Source organism: Vibrio celticus, from assembly GCF_024347335.1.
GTDB lineage: Bacteria > Pseudomonadota > Gammaproteobacteria > Enterobacterales > Vibrionaceae > Vibrio > Vibrio celticus.
In genome coordinates this window covers 2106738-2126699 of the sequence record NZ_AP025463.1, presented here as the reverse complement: position 1 = coordinate 2126699, position 19962 = coordinate 2106738, and the positions used below count along the sequence as shown (strand labels likewise).

The 19962-nt window shown below is 44.4% G+C and carries 13 protein-coding genes; 8 read left to right on the top strand and 5 right to left on the bottom strand.

Features of this window, described 5'->3' with window-relative positions; genetic code table 11:
• Nucleotides 1-616: 616 nt before the first annotated feature.
• From OCV19_RS09580 to OCV19_RS09565, 4 genes are all read left to right on the top strand, one after another.
• Nucleotides 617-2554 carry a metallophosphoesterase family protein gene (locus OCV19_RS09580; RefSeq protein ID WP_167352294.1) on the top strand — a complete coding sequence of 646 codons (1938 nt, stop codon included), beginning with the start codon at nt 617-619 and terminating at the stop codon, nt 2552-2554.
• 265 nt (nt 2555-2819) lie between these two features.
• Nucleotides 2820-3851, top strand: a complete 1032-nt coding sequence (locus tag OCV19_RS09575) for an IS110 family RNA-guided transposase (RefSeq protein WP_065677905.1) — start codon at nt 2820-2822, stop codon at nt 3849-3851.
• A 956-nt stretch (nt 3852-4807) separates the two neighbouring features.
• Nucleotides 4808-5464: a 2OG-Fe dioxygenase family protein gene (locus OCV19_RS09570; protein WP_048607150.1), complete on the top strand. Its 657-nt coding sequence runs from the start codon at nt 4808-4810 to the stop codon at nt 5462-5464.
• Nucleotides 5448-6683 carry a cysteine desulfurase-like protein gene (locus OCV19_RS09565; RefSeq protein WP_065677395.1) on the top strand — a complete coding sequence of 412 codons (1236 nt, stop codon included), beginning with the start codon at nt 5448-5450 and terminating at the stop codon, nt 6681-6683. The genes OCV19_RS09570 and OCV19_RS09565 overlap by 17 nt, the downstream gene beginning before the upstream one ends.
• A 156-nt stretch (nt 6684-6839) precedes the next feature.
• Here the strand turns inward: OCV19_RS09565 and OCV19_RS09560 are convergent, their stop codons facing one another.
• Nucleotides 6840-7514: a type 1 glutamine amidotransferase domain-containing protein gene (locus OCV19_RS09560; protein ID WP_065677394.1), complete on the bottom strand. Its 675-nt coding sequence runs from the start codon at nt 7512-7514 to the stop codon at nt 6840-6842.
• Nucleotides 7515-7747: 233 nt separating this feature from the next.
• Between OCV19_RS09560 and OCV19_RS09555 the strand changes: the two genes are divergently transcribed.
• Entirely contained in the window at nt 7748-8632 is an 885-nt protein-coding gene (locus tag OCV19_RS09555) for a LysR family transcriptional regulator (protein ID WP_065677393.1), read from the top strand.
• Between the two features lie 350 nt (nt 8633-8982).
• Nucleotides 8983-10233 (top strand): sensor domain-containing diguanylate cyclase, encoded by a 1251-nt coding sequence (locus tag OCV19_RS09550; RefSeq protein ID WP_065677392.1) that lies wholly within the window; start codon nt 8983-8985, stop codon nt 10231-10233.
• A 151-nt stretch (nt 10234-10384) separates the two neighbouring features.
• Here the strand turns inward: OCV19_RS09550 and OCV19_RS09545 are convergent, their stop codons facing one another.
• Nucleotides 10385-11209 (bottom strand): DUF2797 domain-containing protein, encoded by an 825-nt coding sequence (locus OCV19_RS09545; protein WP_065677391.1) that lies wholly within the window; start codon nt 11207-11209, stop codon nt 10385-10387.
• Between the two features lie 304 nt (nt 11210-11513).
• On the opposite strand from OCV19_RS09545, the gene OCV19_RS09540 reads away from it, so the two are divergent.
• On the top strand, nt 11514-12809 hold the full coding sequence (locus OCV19_RS09540) for a GGDEF domain-containing protein (RefSeq protein WP_065677390.1): 1296 nt from the start codon (nt 11514-11516) through the stop codon (nt 12807-12809).
• A 250-nt stretch (nt 12810-13059) separates the two neighbouring features.
• On the opposite strand, the gene OCV19_RS09535 is transcribed toward OCV19_RS09540, so the two are convergent.
• The 3 genes from OCV19_RS09535 to OCV19_RS09525 all read right to left on the bottom strand — a co-directional run bounded on the left by OCV19_RS09535 (nt 13060) and on the right by OCV19_RS09525 (nt 17289).
• Complete coding sequence (locus OCV19_RS09535) at nt 13060-14430, bottom strand: SLC13 family permease (protein ID WP_050635108.1); 1371 nt, start codon at nt 14428-14430, stop codon at nt 13060-13062.
• 197 nt (nt 14431-14627) lie between these two features.
• A complete protein-coding gene (locus tag OCV19_RS09530) occupies nt 14628-15428 on the bottom strand; it encodes a SanA/YdcF family protein (RefSeq protein WP_065677389.1) in 801 nt (266 codons plus the stop codon).
• A gap of 172 nt (nt 15429-15600) precedes the next feature.
• Nucleotides 15601-17289 (bottom strand): NAD-dependent malic enzyme, encoded by a 1689-nt coding sequence (locus OCV19_RS09525; RefSeq protein ID WP_019821850.1) that lies wholly within the window; start codon nt 17287-17289, stop codon nt 15601-15603.
• 184 nt (nt 17290-17473) lie between these two features.
• Between OCV19_RS09525 and OCV19_RS09520 the strand changes: the two genes are divergently transcribed.
• A complete protein-coding gene (locus OCV19_RS09520; protein WP_065677388.1) occupies nt 17474-19852 on the top strand; it encodes a helicase-related protein in 2379 nt (792 codons plus the stop codon).
• Nucleotides 19853-19962: the final 110 nt, after the last annotated feature.

Below are 19962 nucleotides of genomic sequence, written 5' to 3'. Positions count from 1 at the left end.
ACCTAATCATTCTCCACTAAATGATGTACAACACCTAACAATCTGTAGCTACAGATTATTAGGTGTCGATTATTCCTATTATGTAAAATCTGTGGGTTTCCTATCAGAAACAGCCCTTAAAGCACGTCAAACGCTTTTAGCTAAGATTTTAGACGCTTAATCAAGCGATACAATTCCATACTGTCTTAAAAGTTTATAACGATTTCAGAGCGATTTATAATGCAAAAATCAGCGTGTTCATTTGGGGCAAGAATAGCACAATGCCCCCCATTTTTCGTACTTTGTGAGTTTTGGGTGTCAGATTAGTTATATTTGGTCAAAATTCACTCAATCGATAGCGTGGTTTTTTTGGCGAAACCAATAATGGGGCAAATTCCAAGTCAAGAATGGAAAAATCCCCATTCAGCTGGCGCGACAAAATGTATCAAAAAAAACCACCGTATTGATCAAGCTTGAAGAACCTCTTCAGGTGAATCATCAGGAAATCAGCGAGCGCCAATATAAAGTATAACTCACATCTATCACTTTGAAATATAAGATTAATAAAATATGAGCTTGGATGAAATATTTTATTTTTATTATACTTCTTTTGGATTTTTATATAGTAAATTTTATTGTGAAGAAACTACTTTTACCTCTGTTAATTGCGGGCGTACTTACCGGTTGCAACTCAAACTCTAACTCACCTTCCACTTCTATTCCTCAACCTCAGCTCAAAGTCGGTATTCTGCCTGATACTCAAGCAGACGGTGTCCTAGTCGCAGAGCATGCAATGAGAGCTGTACTCGACAAGCATTTGGAAAATAACGTGGATGTGGTTATTGCCGTAGGTGATTTGGTCGATAAAGGCACAAAAACCGAGTTTGAAAGCTGGACGTCGATTGCTCGCGAATACCAAGCAAAAGGCATCGAGTTTTTACCGCTCATGGGTAACCATGAAGAATCGTTCAGTTTTACAATTGATTGGATTGACTACATGTCAGAGTTCATTCCTGAAGATGCGGTACACCAACCTAAAAAAGAGTGGGTAAACTATTACGTTAAACGCGATAACGCATTATTAATTCAAATTTCCTACTGGGAGCTTGCTTTCGCATTTGAATGGATAAAACAAGTGGTCAATGAGCATCGTGATGATGTTGAACATGTTTTTATTAGCAGTCACGATGGCCTTGTCGGTGCAAAATACGGACAAACGCGAGAGCTGATTGTGGAAGGCAACAAATCAGATGTTCGAGGGCAAATGCTTGAGGAATCTTGGGATGAAATTAGAGAGTTCTTCTTCCAAAATGATGTCATTTGGAATCAAGGTCATGAGCACCTATACCAGCGTTCAACGATTAACGCACCAGAATACCTAATACCGCAAGGGTCGACTCCAACTGGTGGTAACTATCGCCTACCTATTTACACGCAAGTTATAGCAGGAAATGCATCTTATAAGGGCTATGATTTCCGATATGGCGAACGTGATTTTGTACAAAACATTATTCAGATGAAAATGGGTACCTTAGACAATGACACCTCATATCATTTAGATGTTAATGCCGCGCAATATTCTATCGATGGAAACCGCATTCGTTACGAATCGTTTGCTGCCCCGCACACCGTAGAAACGAATGAACAAGGCCCTCAAGAGTTACAGAACCCTGATTGGATCATGATCGATATGTTCGACCGCACAACAAACCGGTGTGAGAAAATCGTTGATGCAACAACGATTGCGGCCAAGATTGAGACCGGAGATGCCCGACCGGACGGCCATGATTACTCATTTAGAACAGCCCCTTGTATCGACTCAAACCAGCTTTATGCTCGAATTTTAGGCGGAGAAAATCAACTTTATAACCGCATTCAAAATGTCGAACGAACTATGGGCTGGAACAAAGACAAACGCGCGGAAGATCCGAGTGCTTTTTGGGCTCGAGCACACAATTACCTTTATCAAGGGCATGCCGCATGGTCACCTAATTTCAATGCAAAAGAGCGTGTACTGCAAGATGGGAGTAATGAAAATAACTTTATCATTCCTGTGACTTCTATGGACATGAAAAAGCACGTGACCTTAAGCTGGGATCACCAAACTTCGTCAGATATGCTGTCGGATATCTTAGTGATCTCAGGGATGACAACACATACAGGAACTTACCAAAATGCAAATGGTGGTGAGCTCGACATTGAGGTGGATGATGGTGTCAAAACCGCTGAAAACGACTGGGAAAAACCAGTAGAGCTTAATTTACCAAGCCATGCGACCAAAGAGTGGGATATAACGAAACAGGCAGCGGTCAGCTACGCCATTGAATTTGACTTACCCGAATTGGAAAGCTTAGACAGCGTCGCTTTGCACATCAAACTAGCTGATCAATGGCAAGCCATGTCTTCGGCTGAATGTATTATCAATGAAGCCTATGACGAAAGCTTCCTTGAAGCGTTAACTATGTCCGACACTGGATGCAACTCTGATGACTATATCGTAGGTTATGACGAGGATAAGCATGCATTTTGGGCGGTGTTGCATGATGATGCCGAGCTTGTGCTGATGAAACAATAAGCAAGTAATACGATTTCAAACCTCATCGCAATAAGTTAATTAGGCAACAAGCAGGGATGAGTTTCACGTAACATCGGGATTGCCATATAAAAGGGCTAGAAAAGTAATTTCTAGCCCTTTGTTGTTTCTGGATTTCGCTATCTAGAGCCGGAAATCATAACCAAAGCTTATCAACAAAAACATACGTCTTAAATGATGTATGGAATCCACTCTCTCCGCGGCTAACTACACTTTAGCCAAGGTGTTTAATAATGAGGCTTCCAGCATGCTAAATAGTAACGTGATCGGTATAGACCTAGCGAAAAATGTCTTTCAAGTTTGTCATATCAGTATCCATGGAGAACTACTGAGTAACAAAGCTATGAGCAGGCAAAAACTAAAAGAATTTTTGGCAACGGCTAAGCCTTCTATTGTGGCTGTTGAAGGATGTGCTAGCTGCCATTATTGGGGACGTTTCGCTGAACGGTTTAGTCACGATGTACGAATCATTAACCCAAAGAAAGTCAAAGGCTATCTTGAAGGTCATAAAACTGACGCGAATGATGCGTTAGCTGTAGCGAATGCCGCACTACAAATTGGTCTTAAGTACAGTAAGCCCAAAACAATTGACCAGCAAGGACTTCATTCTCTTGAAACAAGTCGTCAGTTATTAACTCGTTCTATGGTTTCCATAGGCCAGCATATTCGTGCGGTCATTCTTGAGTATGGTGTTGTTAATGCTAAAGGAGAAATCGGTCTAAAAAAATCAGTTACCTCAGTCCTTGATGGACAGGCCGAAATGCCAGCACCATTGGCTACAACGATTACAATGATGTGGCAACAATACCTCAATCTAAAATCAGAGTTGAAGAAGTTAGAAAAAACCAAAAACGCTCTTACTCGACAGATTGAACCATGTCGTAGGTTAATGGAGTTAGAAGGGATAGCTGAAACAACAGCGTCAATGCTGTATGTCACATTAGGCAATGGCGATCAGTTTAAAAATGGTCGGCAAGCCTCAGCGTTCGTTGGCTTAACTCCAAAACAACATAGCTCTGGTGGTAAAACTATAATGCTTGGGATTAACAAAACTGGTGGAGTAAAAGATCTACGCTCATTACTCTACTTAGGTGCGATGTCCTATCTTGCTAGACTTCCTGAAATTCCTACTACCCAGAAACAGGCTTGGTTAATTGAACTGGTCAAGAGGATTGGCTTTAAACGAGCCTGTATTGCATTAGCAAATAAGACGGTTAGAACCGCGTGGGCAATGCTTCGCTATGAGACAAAATATCAATCAATACCAGCAACAGTTTAAGTTTAACGCAGTACCAAATTTTACAAAATGATGATGCATAATAGGTAAGACCAACCTACTGAGAACCTGACCGAAGTGTAATGTTTTCTAAAACTGCCTAACTGAATAGGTCAGTAGGTGCGCAAACATCAAAGGTTAGGGGGTAGCTCCCCCAACAGAAACCGAATATACGACCGCATCTTAACTTTTATGGTTCGTCGCTTTGTAAATACGTGGATTCCATATACACTTCGGGGCATAAACGTGTTAAGGAAGGACGCCTTGCATTTGTAAACATATGCCTCTGTCTAGATGTTACATCCGTAACTATGTCCGATTTCAAATGCTTCATGCTCAGGCTTTCAGATACGAATGAGCAAATCCCACCCGCAACATCCTACTTCAAGCACTTTCGAAACTGAGAGAACAATCAACTCGCTCCCTCAAAAAAGCAAATTGATTTGAGGGCGGCCGAGTTCCCCCCGAACTCGACCTGTTCCAGACGCGCAAGCAAAGGCGTTTGGTTTCTGGCGTACTCATAAATTAACCAATTTCAGTTTGTTGTGTAAATAATCAATAGCTTGCCAATTGATAGGTAGGTCGTATTTCGTTGTGCAAAAGCATAGAAATGAATGATGGCGAGCGTGGTGCTTGAGTTCATGCAAGGAGGCTGGCGTATTAAAGGGCAAGGGCTGGCACAATATGAAACCTGGCTTGGTAGTTGATAATATCGTTAAATTTAAATTTGTAGGTATTTATAACTGGCTAGTGGAGTGTGCTAGTTTTAAGAGTTGGTCATCTTTTATTCTGGTGTTATACACTGCTTTTTATTTCTAGATTGGATTTAGTGTCTGAATTATTAAATCTGACGGGATAAATGATTGTTTAATGTTGATTTGGCAAGATCTTCAAGTATCCTTTATGTAAATAAAACGTTAAATATCGAAAGTTAATTAACAATCATTAAGGAGTCGATGATGTTACATGCTCACGAAAATACCCTACATATTACCCACCTCAGTAACCATGCAGTTAAGGAGTTGTCACCTTCATTCTCTAAGCTACCAAGCACAGAGCATGCAGATGGCCAGTTCCGATTGAGAAGGTACTCAGTGGTTGAATTCAGTAATGGACAAGTCGTTGAGCTAGACAAACATAACTTTGTTCAGTCTGAAGACATTAATCACTTTCAAGGTGACGTTGTTCGTCAGTTCGAGCCGATTGAAGCACAAATCCTAAGCAGCGAAGGCATGCAAGAGATGTGTGAACTGTTTATTGAAACCAACGGGCTTGAAGACGGACAAGAAATCGAAATCCATCAAATCCGCATTGCCGCTATTTTTGAAGAAACTCAGGTTGCACCAGAAGGTGTTCACCAAGACGGCTTCGACCACATCGCGATCATTGGTGTTACTCGTCACAACATCGTTGGTGGTGAAGTGATGCTTTATCAAGATAGCCACGAAGCACCGTTCTTCAGAAAAGTGTTAGGCGATGGCGAAGTGGCAATGCTTGCTGATAGTAAGCTTTGGCACAATGCACAACCGATTCGTACCATAGACCATGGCGAGATGGGCTACATGGATGTGTTTGTATTAACGGCTAAGGATGCGCGCAATGTCCTTCACTCTTAATGATGTGCGCCAACAGTTTAGCGCGTTAGGCCAATATCATAATGGCAAGCCAGTCACTTTCTTTGATGGGCCGGGTGGCTCTCAGGTGCCTGAGAATGTTTTAGCTTCAATGACCGAATACCTAGGGCATTTCAATTCAAACCTAGGTGGGCACTACTTTTCTAGCCAAAAGACCACAAGCTTAATGCAGCAAGCGCGAGAAGCGGCGCAAGCACTGCTTAATGCGGAGTCTTCTGGCAACGTTGTGTTCGGTGCGAACATGACATCGCTGACCTTCCAACTTAGCCGAGCGATCAGCCGAGATTGGAAAGAGGGCGATGAAGTTATCGTCACGGCTTTAGATCATTATTCGAATGTATCGAGCTGGCAGCAAGCGGCAGACGACAAAGGTGCGATTGTTCGCCAAGTTCGTGTAGACGAATCAGATTGCAGTTTGGATATGGCGCATTTTGAATCGCTGCTTAACGAGAAAACCAAGCTTGTCGCGGTGACGTTTGCCTCGAATACGACGGGCTCTATTGTCGACATGGCAAAAGTTATTGAGCTTGCACATCAGCATGGTGCTCAGGTTTATGTCGATGCCGTGCATTACGCGCCGCATCATTTGATTGATGTTCAGCAACTGAATTGTGATTTCTTAGCGTGCTCAGCTTATAAGTTCTTCGGCCCGCATGTGGGCATTGCTTATGTTGCACCTCAATGGCTACACACGTTAAAACCTTACAAGGTAGAGCCTGCAACCAATATCGGCCCAGGTCGTTTTGAAACAGGTACGCAAAGTTTTGAAGGCCTTGCCGGTGTGATTGCAGCGGTCGATTACTTAGCGCAGTTCGGTGATCCAACCGACTCATTGCGTTCTCGTTTAGAGCAAAGCTACGCGCTGTATAATAAGCACGAGAGCCAACTTAGTGAGTACTTCCTTAAACGCTTGTCTGATCTTGAAGGGGCAAAGCTTTATGGAAAAACCGAGTTTGACTCGAACCTAAGAACGCCAACCTTTGCGGTTACCTTTGAAAACCATTCTCCAGAGTTCATCGCCAAGAAGCTGGGTGAGCATAATATCTGTGTGTGGAATGGTCACTTCTACGCGCTAGGTTTGGTGAAGCAGCTGGGTATCGAAGAGCAGGGCGTGGTGCGTATTGGTTGTATGCATTACAACTCGATTGAAGAGATCGACTTGCTGTTCAATGTGCTTGAAGGGATCTTGCGAAGTAACTAGCCACTAGCACTTAATAGCGACAGAATTAGAAAAGAGCATACTTCTCTCATGAATATTGAGGTGTAAGTATGCTCTTTTTTGTTTCACCGCGCTTATTACTTATTTGCGTAACGCCAGTGATTCGATTAAGCCCTTGATTTAGCTAAGAGACTGATTTTAATAAGAGAGCTGCTTAACCAGAGCTGCACCTACAGCGTGTGCGCTGGTTGGGTTCTGGCCTGTAATCACTCGCTCATCAACAATCACAAGTTCTTGCCAAGGCTGAACTTTGTTGAAACGCGCAGCGCTGCGAGCAAGCGACTCTTCCAGTAGGAATGGAATGTCGTTGATGGTGCCAAAGTCGATCTCTTCTTCACGTGTAAAGCCAGTCACCGATTTAGAACTTAGTAATTTTTCACCGTTGCTCAGAACAATCGGAAGCAGCGCCGCAGGGCCGTGACATACTGATGCGATCACACCGCCATCTTCGTAATGTTTAGCCGCAATAGCTGCGAATTGCTCGTTGGTCGCTAGGTCTGAAAGCAAGCCGAATCCACCTGGGTAGAAGATAGCATCGTAGCTTTCTGCATTAATTTGGCTTACAGGAATCGTATTGTTGATGCGGTTCTGGAAATCATCATCAGTCAAGATCTCGGCGTTTACTGAATCCCCTTCAATATCGGTTCCATACAACGGGCCTTTACCACCCTTGATAGAAGCGATGTCGTACTCAAAACCCGCAGCAATGATCTCTTTCAGAGCATGAGTCAGTTCAGGCGCGTAAGTCCCGTTCGCTTGGTCTGTATCGCCTAATGTTGCGTGATTAGTTACAGGTATTAGTATTTTTTTCATGATTCGTCCCTTTGAGCACGTTTGTTGGGGTTCAGCGTCGTTGTTTAGACATCCGCGTTTTTAAGACAGACATCAGTGTTTTTAATAGAGATACCGCTGTTTCGTTACCTGTAATACTAGTAGTAAACCATTTGAGTGATAATATGCCGAATAGGCAAAACATTATTGCTATATAGCAATAGTCAGATGTGAATTAGTCGAATGTGAATTCGTTAGACGTTAACAGGTGAAGTATGGATAGCTTTGAAGGGATTAATGAGTTTGTTGCGGTAGCCGAATGTCACGGCTTTTCTGCAGCAGCAAAACAACTGGGTTGCAGTACCAGTCATGTCAGTCGCCAAGTTTCAAGGTTAGAAGAGAGAGTGGGTGTGGCACTGCTTGCTCGCTCTACACGAATGGTGAGCCTGACCGAATCGGGTCACGCCTATTATCAGCAGTGTAGAGATTTGGTCATTGGGCTTCAGCAAGCGAACGAACAAGTGACTTCTCAGCAGACTCAGCTGAGCGGTACTTTACGTGTCAGTGCGGCGGGTGCGTTTGCAGAGAATCATGTTGCAGCAGCTTTGATGGAATTTGCGAAAGACCATCCTGATCTGACTATCGAAATGAACTTCAATACCAATATGGTTAACTTCATCGAAGATGGTATTGATTTCGCGATTCGTTATGGCCGACTTGATGATTCGGGTTTGGTGGCAAGGAAGCTTGTCGATCGCCCGATGGCAGCGGCCGCGAGTCAGAACTACATCGATCAGTTTGGTTCTCCTACACAGCCTGAACAGTTGAAGTTGCACAGCTGCATTATCGCCAACAGTGATCAGTGGCTATTTGAGAAAGAGGGCAAGCCGTTAAATGCAGTGCGAGTGCATGGGCGCTGGCGCAGTAACAATTCGAGCGCAGTACTGAAAGCATGCGAAGAGGGGCTTGGTGTTGTTTACCTTCCCAAAAGCAGTTTCAATGGCGGTCTGACTAATGGAAAGCTTGTCCCGGTGCTTGAAGAGTATTGGGGAGCGGGAACCAGCAGTTGGGTCGTATATCAAAACCGTCGTTTTTTACCCCAGAGAGCACGGTTAGCGATCGACTTCTTAGTCGCTTATTTTTCGGATTGGAATGAGTAACCGAAGAGGTTTTAAGCGAACAGCCAACATGCTAGAAGTGAATAATGAACGGAATTGAAAAGAGTCGTGATTAGCGCTAGCTACCTACTTTAAGGTCGAAAACAGAAAAGCTAATTCTTACATAGATATACGTTATCTTTTTTTGTTTTTTGACGCGAGTAATAGGAATGAGAGACTTGTCTACTTTTGATAACTGGTGTTAGCGATTGAATTGTAGAGAAGCTCGCAACAGTACGATATACTAGATACCATATTAATGTCCCTAACGCGTGATAGATTCTGTGGAAGCGTTGGCAGGATTTGTTGTTATGCTCCAGTTCATGAAGTGTAGCTAGAGTGCGGAGTTGGCAATGTCTTCAATAAATTTCGAATCCACGTACGGTGTAATAACTATTCAAGATATGAATGTAGTGAGTGTTGACGCTAACTATGCTCGCATCTATGGATACCAATCGCCCGAAGAACTAGTTTCTAATATCGATAGCTTTCTAGATTTAATCTCAGAAGATTACCATGTTTTAGCTTATCAAAATTACCTTGAAACGGTCAGTGGTCAACGCGACCCTCAGGTTCACACCTATACCAATGTTGATCGTAATGGCAGAGAGTTCACCGTGTTTTCTATCGACCATGTGACGGAGTGGCAGGGAAGACCTGCACTGCAAGTCACGGTTATCGATCTTTCCCCTGCGATTCAGCTGCAAAAAGCGGTGCTTGAGCAAGATAAGATGTATCACGACATGATCATGCAATCTGGGCAGGGCATCTTGGTTCACCGAGGTTTCAAGCCGCTGATGGTTAATCAATCTTGGGTCAATATGCAAGGCGCGGCTTCCATCGAGCAAGTATTAGAGCTGGACTCTATCCTTGAACTGGTACCAAAACAGAATACCGATGGCATCAGCAAGCACTATCACGCGATCGTGTCGGGTGAGTTGTCAGGTACTAGTACCGTGGTTGAAAATATTGGCTTTGACGGCGTTCATCGGTTCTTCAATATTTACGACAATGCGATTACTTGGAAAGGTCAGCCAGCCGTTCAGGTTGTGCTCGAAGATGTGACGCAAAAGGTGATGTTGGAAAAGCAGTTGGTTCACCAAGCGAACTACGATGAAATGACCGACTTACTAAACCGCAGAGCGATTTATGAGTGGTTGAGAGAGCATATGTCATCTAATAGCTACCTTGTGTGTATGTTGCTAGATATCGATGATTTTAAGTCGACTAATGACACTTACGGTCATATGGTTGGTGATGAGGTCATTTGCGCTTTGGCTAATATTACTAAGCGCAGTGCCGAGAAAGTCGGCGGAGTAGCAGGCCGTTGGGGTGGTGAAGAGTTCATTATATTTATCCCAAATGCGTCTCTTGAAACAGCACTCCAGGTGTCAGAAGAGATTCGCCAACAGTTCAATCAAGTTGAATTCAGAATCGATGAACAGTTACGGTTTAATTCGAGTGTCAGTATCGGAATCAGTGATAGTCGAGCCTGTGAAGATGGTGTCACGATTGATGCACTCGTGAATTTAACCGATCAATCTCTCTATCGCGCGAAAGCCAACGGCAAGAATTGTGTAGACGGAGATGTGGTTGCGCTCTAACGCCTAAAATCGTCACCGAAAGCGAATAGAATCGACAACAAAAAATGCCCTCAAGTCATCACTTGAAGGCATTTTAGTTTTTGGCTATTCACTAAGCGCTTCTCACTATAAGAAACGCCTCTAACTATAAGAAACGTTTAAGTTCTACAAGTTATGCAGACACTTCCACTTCGTAAGAACCAAATTTACGGATGTTAATCACACCAGTATCCAGGATAAGGTATTGACCTTTAATGCCTTGAAGTACGCCTGTCACTTCAGGGTTCTTATCAAAGTTATGCGACAAAATCTTCACTGGGTGCTGCTCAACTGGGTAGCTCAGTGAAGTGATGTTTTCGCTCAGAATCTCGATAGCATCGTCACCAAACTTCGCTCTGATCTCTTGGATTTTATCTTCAACCAATGGCAACAGTTCTTTGGCTTTTTCTACCAACTCCATATCGTCGCCGTCGCCTTTAAGCAGCGTGCGCCAGTTGGTTTTGTCAGCAATGTGCTTTGCCAACTCTACTTCGATCAGGCCAGAAATCTGACGTGTTTTTACCTTCAAGATAGGCAAACCTTGAGTCGCGCCTTGATCAATCCAACGGGTAGGGATTTGAGTGTGACGAGTGATACCCACCTTTAGGCTTGATGTGTTCGATAGGTAAACGAAGTGATCAACCATGCAGTTCTCTTCACCCCATTGAGGCTCACGACAAGTGCCTTCATCGTAGTGGCAAGTCTCTGGCTTCATGATGCACATGTCGCAACTTGCTAGCTTTTTCATGCACACAAAACAGTGGCCTTGAGAGTAGCTTTTCTTGGTTTTCTTACCACACGAACAACAAAAAATATTACCGGTGTGAGTGAGGTTGATGGTTTTACCAATCAGAGGGTTTAGCTCTACAAACTCTTCACCGACAGGTAAACGGTAGGTAACCGCACCATCGAGCGAAGCACTCATTTTCTTGAGTGTACCTTTTGCTAATAAAGACATGACATTACTCGTTGTATTTTGATTATTATTTCGTCCACTCGCTCGCCTTGTGAACAGGCGATACGGTTAACGATGATTATGCGATGAGTATAACAAATAGGGCCTGTTTTTATACGCAATATTACTTGATTATTGCGATGGATAATTGATGAGCAAACACTCGCTCAAAATTATGGTATGACATTTTGTTCAGGCGTGATATAACGTTTTTTAGTAAATTATTGGAATTAAGATCACTAATTTACCTAACTTATTTTCTATCGTGAAATCCCAACTATAGGGACCTTAAGCCGGAAGCTTAGATGTGAAGTGGATCCATAAAATAGTCATCTTTTTAGTTATCACGACGCTGGCGATTGTCCAGTATTACCGTGTGAGTGGAAATCGTGTGATAACGGCAATTACCCCTGATAAATATGAGTTTATCGCGACCAGCGATCAAGCGGATAGAGGCGTCAGTACGTCCCAATTATCTTATCAAAATGGCCAGTATATTCTCGACTGTGAGCTTAAAAAGTCTGAGTATCCGTGGCCTTATTGCGGCCTATCGATTCGTATCAACCCAGACATTACCACTGGCCTTGACCTTTCTCAGTACCACACCTTTAGAGTCAATATTGATTACCATGCGGAGGCCGATTCTAGCGGTCGTTTGCGAACTTACCTGCGTAATTATAATCCTGCTTATTCGGTTCCTGATGACGAGTACACGCATAAATACAACGGGATGGAGTTTTCTCCAGGCGTTGATGGTGGTGTGATTGAAATCCCGATCAAAAACCTGCAAGTAATGACATGGTGGTTAGCTGATAACGACATCGCGTTAGAGCATTCGGCCCCTGAGTTTTCGAATGTGAATATGGTTGAGTTTGCTACTGCGTCTGGGGCGAAGCTTGGTCATCATAGAATCGTCATCCGCAGTATTGAGTTCGAAGGTTCGTATATCACCGCAGAAAGCTTGTTCATGATCCTACTGTTTGTGTGGGTGGGCACGGGCACCGTATTCTTGCTGTCAGAGTTAAACCGTTCAAGAAAACGCATGGTGATCGCAGAGAAAAGACATCACCACTTAAAGAACGTCAATCGCGCACTGAGAGAACAGAATTTTGAGTTTTCAGAGATGGCCCATCGTGATGAGTTAACCGGAATACTAAACCGACACGCGATTCGTGATTGGTTGAAAATGCAGTCACAACATGTGAAGCAAGGACATGGCAAGCTGGGCATGTTGTATCTCGATATCGACTACTTCAAGAGCGTGAATGACAAGTACGGACACCAAATGGGTGACCATATTCTACGTGAGTTCAGCATGGTGGTGGGCAGTTCGATCAGCGCTACCGACAAGTTGGTGAGGTGGGGTGGTGAAGAGTTTATTGTTTTTTGCCCGGAGACTGATCTTGGCGAAGCACAAAGAAAGGCTGAGAAAATCCGACTCTTAGTTAGCCAGCACCTTTGGGTTCATGGCGATCCACTGACATGCAGTATTGGTATCGCTGAGATGAAACAAGAGCGGGTGACTGAGACCATAGCTCGTGCCGATGAAGCTTTATATCAAGCGAAGCATTCAGGTCGAAATCAGGTGATCTTGAGTCACTAATCTGAAAATTGTTTTGATGAGTTTATAAGCCACATGTGCATATGTGGCGTTTTTATGGTTCTTCTCCCAAAAGCCAAAAACAAAAAAGGTAGCGCGGGGCCACCAAAAGGGAAAAGCGTTTCTTGTTTTTATGTGCCCGTTCAGTGCTTGCTTACGCTGAACGGGCATTTTTGTCTTGGTTGAACCGGGGGAAGTTCAACCAGTTTAGGGGGAGCATTCCTGTAAGTATGCGCTTATAGGACGTTCGTGCTTACCAGAAGATCCAAGCGAACAGAGTCAGAACTAGGATACAAACTAGGTTCAACACCATACCGATTCGCATCATCTCTTTCTGCTTGATGTGACCCGAGCCAAACACGATTGCGTTAGGTGGTGTCGCAACTGGCAGCATGAAGGCACAAGATGCAGCAACCGCAATCAGCGCAGACAAGATAACCGGCGACATACCCAGCGCTTCAGCAATGGTCGCGAATACAGGAACAAGCAATGCCGCACTCGCTGTGTTACTCGCAAATTCCGTAAGGAATACCACGAACGCTACCACGGCTAGAATCGTAAGCAGTACGCCAGCTGTTTCTAAAAATCCGCTTAGTGAGTGTGCTAGGAATACGCTGGTTCCTGTCGCTTTCAGAATGTTACTTAAACAGATACCGCCGCCGAACAGGATAAGTACACCCCAGTCCGTTGTTTTCTCAACGTCTTTCCATTCTACCGCTCTAGAAGCGCCAAGCAGTACAATTGCGCCAATCGCTACTAAGCTATCAAATTTAGAGAATCCGCCAATCATTGCGTTGATTGGTTTACCGAATATCCAAAGCGTTACGGTTAGAAGGAAGATAGACAGTGTGATTTTCTTGCTGTTTGTCCACTCAACTGGGGCATGGTCTAGCTCGAATTTGTGGTCAAGCTTCGGCTTAGTCATCACGTAAAGAATAATCATCGCGATTGGCAGTAAGATCATTGAGATAGGTAGGCCAAGTGCCATCCACTCTGTGAAGCTCAAACCAACTTCTGCCGCTGCAATTGCGTTTGGTGGGCTACCAACCAAGGTTGCGATACCACCGATTGAAGCACAGTAAGCGATACCCAATAGTACGAACACGTAGGTGTTGCGGTCTTTACTTTGGTCAACTTTGTTCATGATGCCAAGAACAAGAGGAAGCATCATTGCTGTGGTGGCTGTGTTTGAGATCCACATCGATAGACCCGCGCTCACACCGAACAACATGAACACAGCGACCGACATTCTGCCTTTTGCTATCAGCAGCACTTTGTCAGCTATCGCTTTATCTAGCTCTTGCTTGTTCAGTGCAGCGGCTAATGCGAAGCCACCCATGAATAAGAAGATGATCGGGTTTGAAAAGTTAGCCAGCGCTGCGGGCGTGTTGAATACACCAAACAAGACAGCCAGTAGGGGAACGAGTAAAGCGGTGATGCTGACGTGGATAGCTTCTGTTAACCATAGAATGGCAACGAACACGAGAATACTTAAACCTGTATTCACTTGCGCTTCGAATGGCAGGGTATTGAGCAAAACTGCAAATAGCGTGAAATTACCAATTAATATCATGCTGTTGCGGGTAAACAACCAGTGTTTCAGTGTAGTAACAAGTGCCGTCATAAGACGCTCCTTTTGTTTATCCTCGTTGTATTGGTGCACGACTTCATTGAGTTGTGCTTATTATTTTCGAGGTATATAGCTTGATGTAGGGTCAGACTTTGTTGGAAGAATGTTACTCAAGTTAATAAAGGAGTGTTGGTGTGTTTTTGCTTAACAATGGGGAAGTGTGAGGCAACAAATTCAAAATGTGTAGTTTTCTACACATCGGTCTCTGCTGGGTCTGCAATCGGGCTTGTTGTAGGGTCTACAGCAGGGTTTACAGTGGGGTCAGTCATAGGGTTTGGGATCGGAAATGATTCCGGTTTTGGACTGGGTTGAATCGGCTCTTTAGGTCCAAGGAACTTTGGCGTTGTCCCCATAATATACAGATCAAGGAATGCTTTGGTGCGCGCAAACACTTCACGTAAACGTATTGAGGTTCCCGAATGGTGGGTTGGCCCTGAAACTGCCAAACACTGCGCATGAATATCGTAAGAATTGGCGATGAAGAGCGCTCTTTCACAGTGGAATTTCTGAGTGATGATCAGAAAATTATCAGTATCGAATATCTTTTTAGCGCGAACAATCGAGTCCAAGGTTCTAAAACCTGCGTAATCTAGATTGATGCGTTCATCGGGGACACCCGCTTTCAACAAGTCGCGCTTCATCGTCCACGGCTCATTGTAAGAGCGATGAGCGTTATCGCCACTTAACAGAAACTGGTCGACTTTTTCACGGTCGAAGAGCTCAATCGCGGCTTCGATTCGGTGCTTATAATAATCGTTGAGTGTACGACCCAAATATTTGCTCGTGCCAAGCACAACGGCGACCTCAAGCTCGGGCACTTCATCAATATCGTAGATGATGCGATCTTCCGCTTGCCATGAAACCCAATAATCGATTGCAATAACCGCAGCGCTGCCTACTAAGAACACGAGGAAAGCGCCAAACAGAAAACCTTGCAGTTTTTTGTAAGCTTTATTTAAGTAGCTACGGATAATGTGAGAATCAAATTTCACTCTCGGTATGGTCCTTTGACTGAGCATTAATTTTTGAGTGCTCGATAATACCAAATAAAAATGAGAAAAATCAGTTAAAAAGACAAGACAGTGTAAAGAAAAAAGCCCCTGCAATGGCAGAGGCTCTTAGAAGAGGAGTTAACGCTCTTTATTCAAAGTACAGCACGCTTTATTAGAATGCCGTGCGCTTGTAGCGACGGTAAACTGGCTGCCAGAAGTGCTGGTCAATCGCTTGTTGCAGTGCTTCTTCAGTGATCTCTAGAGCAACGCCCTGTTCAATCGCCTTCTTACCAACAGCAAGAGCAATCTTCTTCGATACCGTGTGGATTTCTTCTAATGGTGGAAGTAGAGCGCCTGTGCCATTGATTGCTAGTGGAGAACACGTTGCAAGTGCACGGCTTGATTCCATTAGCATTTCGTCAGTGATGCGTGAAGCATTCACAGCTAATACACCAAGGCCAATACCTGGGAAGATGTAGCTGTTGTTACACTGAGCGATTGGGTAAGTCGTGCCATTGTGAACTACTGGCTCAAATGGGCTACCTGTCGCAACAAGTGCTTGGCCATCAGTCCAACGAATAATGTCGTTTGGTGTCGCTTCAACACGGCTTGTTGGGTTAGACAGTGGGAACACGATAGGGCGTTCACAGTGCAGGTTCATCTCTTTGATGACTTCTTTACTGAATAGACCTGGAGCACCAGATACACCAACCAATACGGTTGGCTTCGCGTGGCGAACAACGTCCAGTAGAGAGAAACCAGTGCCGTCGCTTTCCCAGTCTTTAGTGTTTTCGTTGGTTTGAACAAGACGCTGTTGGAAATCAAGTAGGTTTTGCATGCCTTCCTGTAGCAGACCCCAACGGTCAACCATGTAAACTTGAGAGCGAGCTTGTGCATCGCTGATACCTTCAGACACCATTTGAGCAATGATAGCTTCAGCAATACCACAACCTGCAGAACCCGCACCTAAGAAGGTAATACGCTGATCTGACAGTTTGCTGTTTGCTGCTTTACATGCTGCAAGTAGAGAGCCAACCGTTACGGCTGCAGTGCCTTGGATGTCATCGTTGAAACAACAGATGCGATCTTTGTAACGCTCAAGCAGTGGCATTGCGTTCTTTTGTGCGAAATCCTCGAACTGAACTAATGCATCAGGCCAACGGCGTTGAACCGCTTGGATGAACTCTTCAACGAATGCATCGTAGTCAGCACCTGTGATACGAGGGTGACGCCAGCCCATGTACATTGGGTCAGCAAGACGTTGAGGGTTGTTGGTACCCACATCGAGCACGATTGGTAGCATGTAAGCTGGGCTAATGCCGCCACACGCTGTGTAAAGTGCTAGCTTACCAATTGGAATACCCATGCCACCGATGCCTTGGTCTCCCAAACCAAGAATGCGCTCACCATCCGTAACCACGATAACTTTAACGTTGTGGTTTGTCGCATTATTCAGTAGATCATCGATACGGTCACGGTTCGGGTATGAAATAAACAGACCACGACCACGACGGTAAATATTTGAGAAGTTCTCACATGCTGCGCCAACCGTTGGCGTGTAAATGATAGGCATCATTTCAGAGATGTGGTTTTGAACTAAACGATAAAAAAGCGTTTCATTAGTGTCTTGGATGTTACGAAGGTAGATATGCTTATCCATATCACTTTCGAAGTTACAATATTGTTTGTATGCACGTCCTACTTGCTCTTGGATTGTTTCGGTTGTTTCCGGTAACAAACCTTCAAGGTTGAAAGAACTGCGCTCTTCAGCAGAGAATGCGCTGCCTTTGTTTAGAAGAGGGGTACTTAGTAGAGCAGGACCAGCATAAGGGATATATAGAGGGCGTTTATCGTTGTTCATTGGATGCCTAATATGGGAGAAAGAGTAACTGAAAAATGATAACGGTTTAGTTATTCAATTGTAAATAGTTTCTCCGCGATCTGAGCAAACAAAATGATATTCTTACCTCTGCCCCACACTTATCGAATTTCAACACGATAATTCGTTATACTTTGCTCACACTTTTTCGCGACGCTCCCTTTTTATGTCATTACTTCCCATCGATGCTTATCAAAATGTATTCCACCAACAAATCGTTAATTCTCACCTTGTAGTAGAGGCTGAAACCGGATCAGGTAAATCTACGCGGTTGCCAATTTGGGCTTCCCAACATGGGCGAGTTCTGGTGGTTGAACCAAGACGCATCGCGTGTACTTCACTGGCTAAATATCTCGCACAACAATCGGGCGAGAAGCTTGGTAGCAAAGTGGGCTATGCGATTAAGCTCGAATCGGAATATAACGAGCAAACTGACGTTGTTTTTGTGACACCCGGTATCGCGCTGCGTTGGTTATCAGAAGATGGACTCGCTGGCTTTGATGTAATTGTGGTGGATGAGTTTCACGAGAGGCGCTGGGATATCGACTTGCTGGTGGCGATTCTGAAACAAAAAGCGAGTCATCGTTTAGTGATCACATCAGCAACCATTGAGGGTGAGCGCCTTGCTCAGTATTTGGATGCGAATCGCATAAGCTGTGAAGGGCGTACTTATCAAGTGGAGATTGAGCACCGAGCGAATGAATCCAGAACACTGCCTGATAGTCGACATCTAGAACAGAGCATCGCGGAAGAAGTGAATCATCAACTGATTGCTTCACATGGCGATATGTTGGTTTTTCTGCCGGGTAAAAAAGAGATCGTGCAATGTGAACAAGCCTTGGCAAAGAATCCAGATATCCAAGTCGTTAAATTGCATGCGTCGGTCAGTGACAAGGAGCGAGATTTAGCGTTATCGGGTCGGAATACCAATATTGAAGGTGATGGTCTGAGAAAGGTCATCCTTGCTACAAACGTTGCGGAAACCTCATTAACCATTCCTGATATTGGCGTGGTCATAGATTCAGGATTGGAAAGACGCACCGTTCAACGCAACGGCAGAACCACCTTAATGTTGAAATCCATATCACGCGCTAGTGCCAAACAACGCGCGGGTCGTGCGGGTAGGGTAATGGACGGCGTTTGTGTCCGTTTGTATGGCGAACACGCAGCGTTAGAATTGGTTACGCCTCCTGAATTGCAGCGTGAAGAGCTGACCGAACCTATGTTGGCGGCCGCATGTTGTGGTGCGACTCTTGAGAGTCTGTCTTTCCTCGATCCTATGCCTGAGAAGTCGCTAAACAGCGCAACTCAAATCTTGCTGACGATGGAAGCGATTAACGCCGACCATCAAATTACCGAGCACGGCAAAAAGCTGTATCCACTGCCGATTGATGCTTTGTATGCAGACATTGTAACTCGCATCAAAACCAAAGCACTCAAAGAAGCGATGGTCGATCTCACAGCGGCGTTGTCTGTGCCTGCTCGCTTATATCAGTTATCAAACAATGCAGAACATCTAGAAGCACTGGCGCAACAAGAGAAGGAAGGGTGTGATTTAAGCCTGTTGATTCAGATTGTGCGTGGTCGCGAATATCCGCATCTAGAAATAGATCAACAAGCACTGAATGAAGCTCAAGGATTGGCGAAGCAAATGCGTGAGGTGTTTGAACTCCCTCAGTTAGAAGTCGCGTCACGTTTCCAACGCATTGAGCTGCTTAAGACTATTGTAAATCTGCATCCTGAATTGGTGTTTGTGCGCCGACTGAAAAGGAAAGAAGCGTTTGCTAATGGAGCGTTAGAGGTAGTACTTGGTCGTCAGAACCGTTTCCCAGACAATGCACAAGCGATGTTGGTGCTTGATACCCACAGCTTGCCGGGAAGAGGTGTTAAGCAGACACTGACCTTAGCGACGGTCACGGCCCCCATTCCTCTTGAGCTTATAGTAGATGCTCAGCTAGGAGAGTGGGAGCAAGGTGAAACAGTAGTAAATGACGATGGCGTATTTACCGAGATGGCGTTGGTGTACGCAGGCCGTACGATTACAACCAAGCTTGTCGCGGCTGAAGGGCAATTATCGTTAAAACCTATCGTCGACCTCGTGTTAAATGGAGACCAGCTTCCCGGTTTTGCAAAGGCTCGCACTCAAGAGATCAAACACTGGCAGCTGTATGTGAAACTCGGTCTCGACGAGCAAACACAATACACACCAGAAATTGAGAACATTAACTTTGAGCTATGGTTTATAGAGCAGCTTGAAGTGTTAGGGGTTACTGATGTCAGTGAATTGGAAATGTTTGACCACGCAGACATACCGTTCGATGGCATTCCAACTTGGCTCTATTCAGAATTTTCGGAAAAATATCCGTTTGCATTGAGCCTTGCCGACTTGCAACTCGATGTAGAATACTTGCCCGCGAGAAAGCTGATTTACGTTCACTATCAATCGGGTAGTCGAAAGTTATCGCCAAAACGTTGGGAGCTGCCGACATGGTCAGGCTGGCGTATTCAGTACAAAAAAGCGAGCCGAATAATTGATATCAAATAGATGGATAAGTTTTATATCTAAAATATTAATCAAATAGGTGCATATATGATTTTTCAGTGCTTATTTTGTTACAAATTTGATTTTTATATGCCTTTTAACCAATCAAAAGG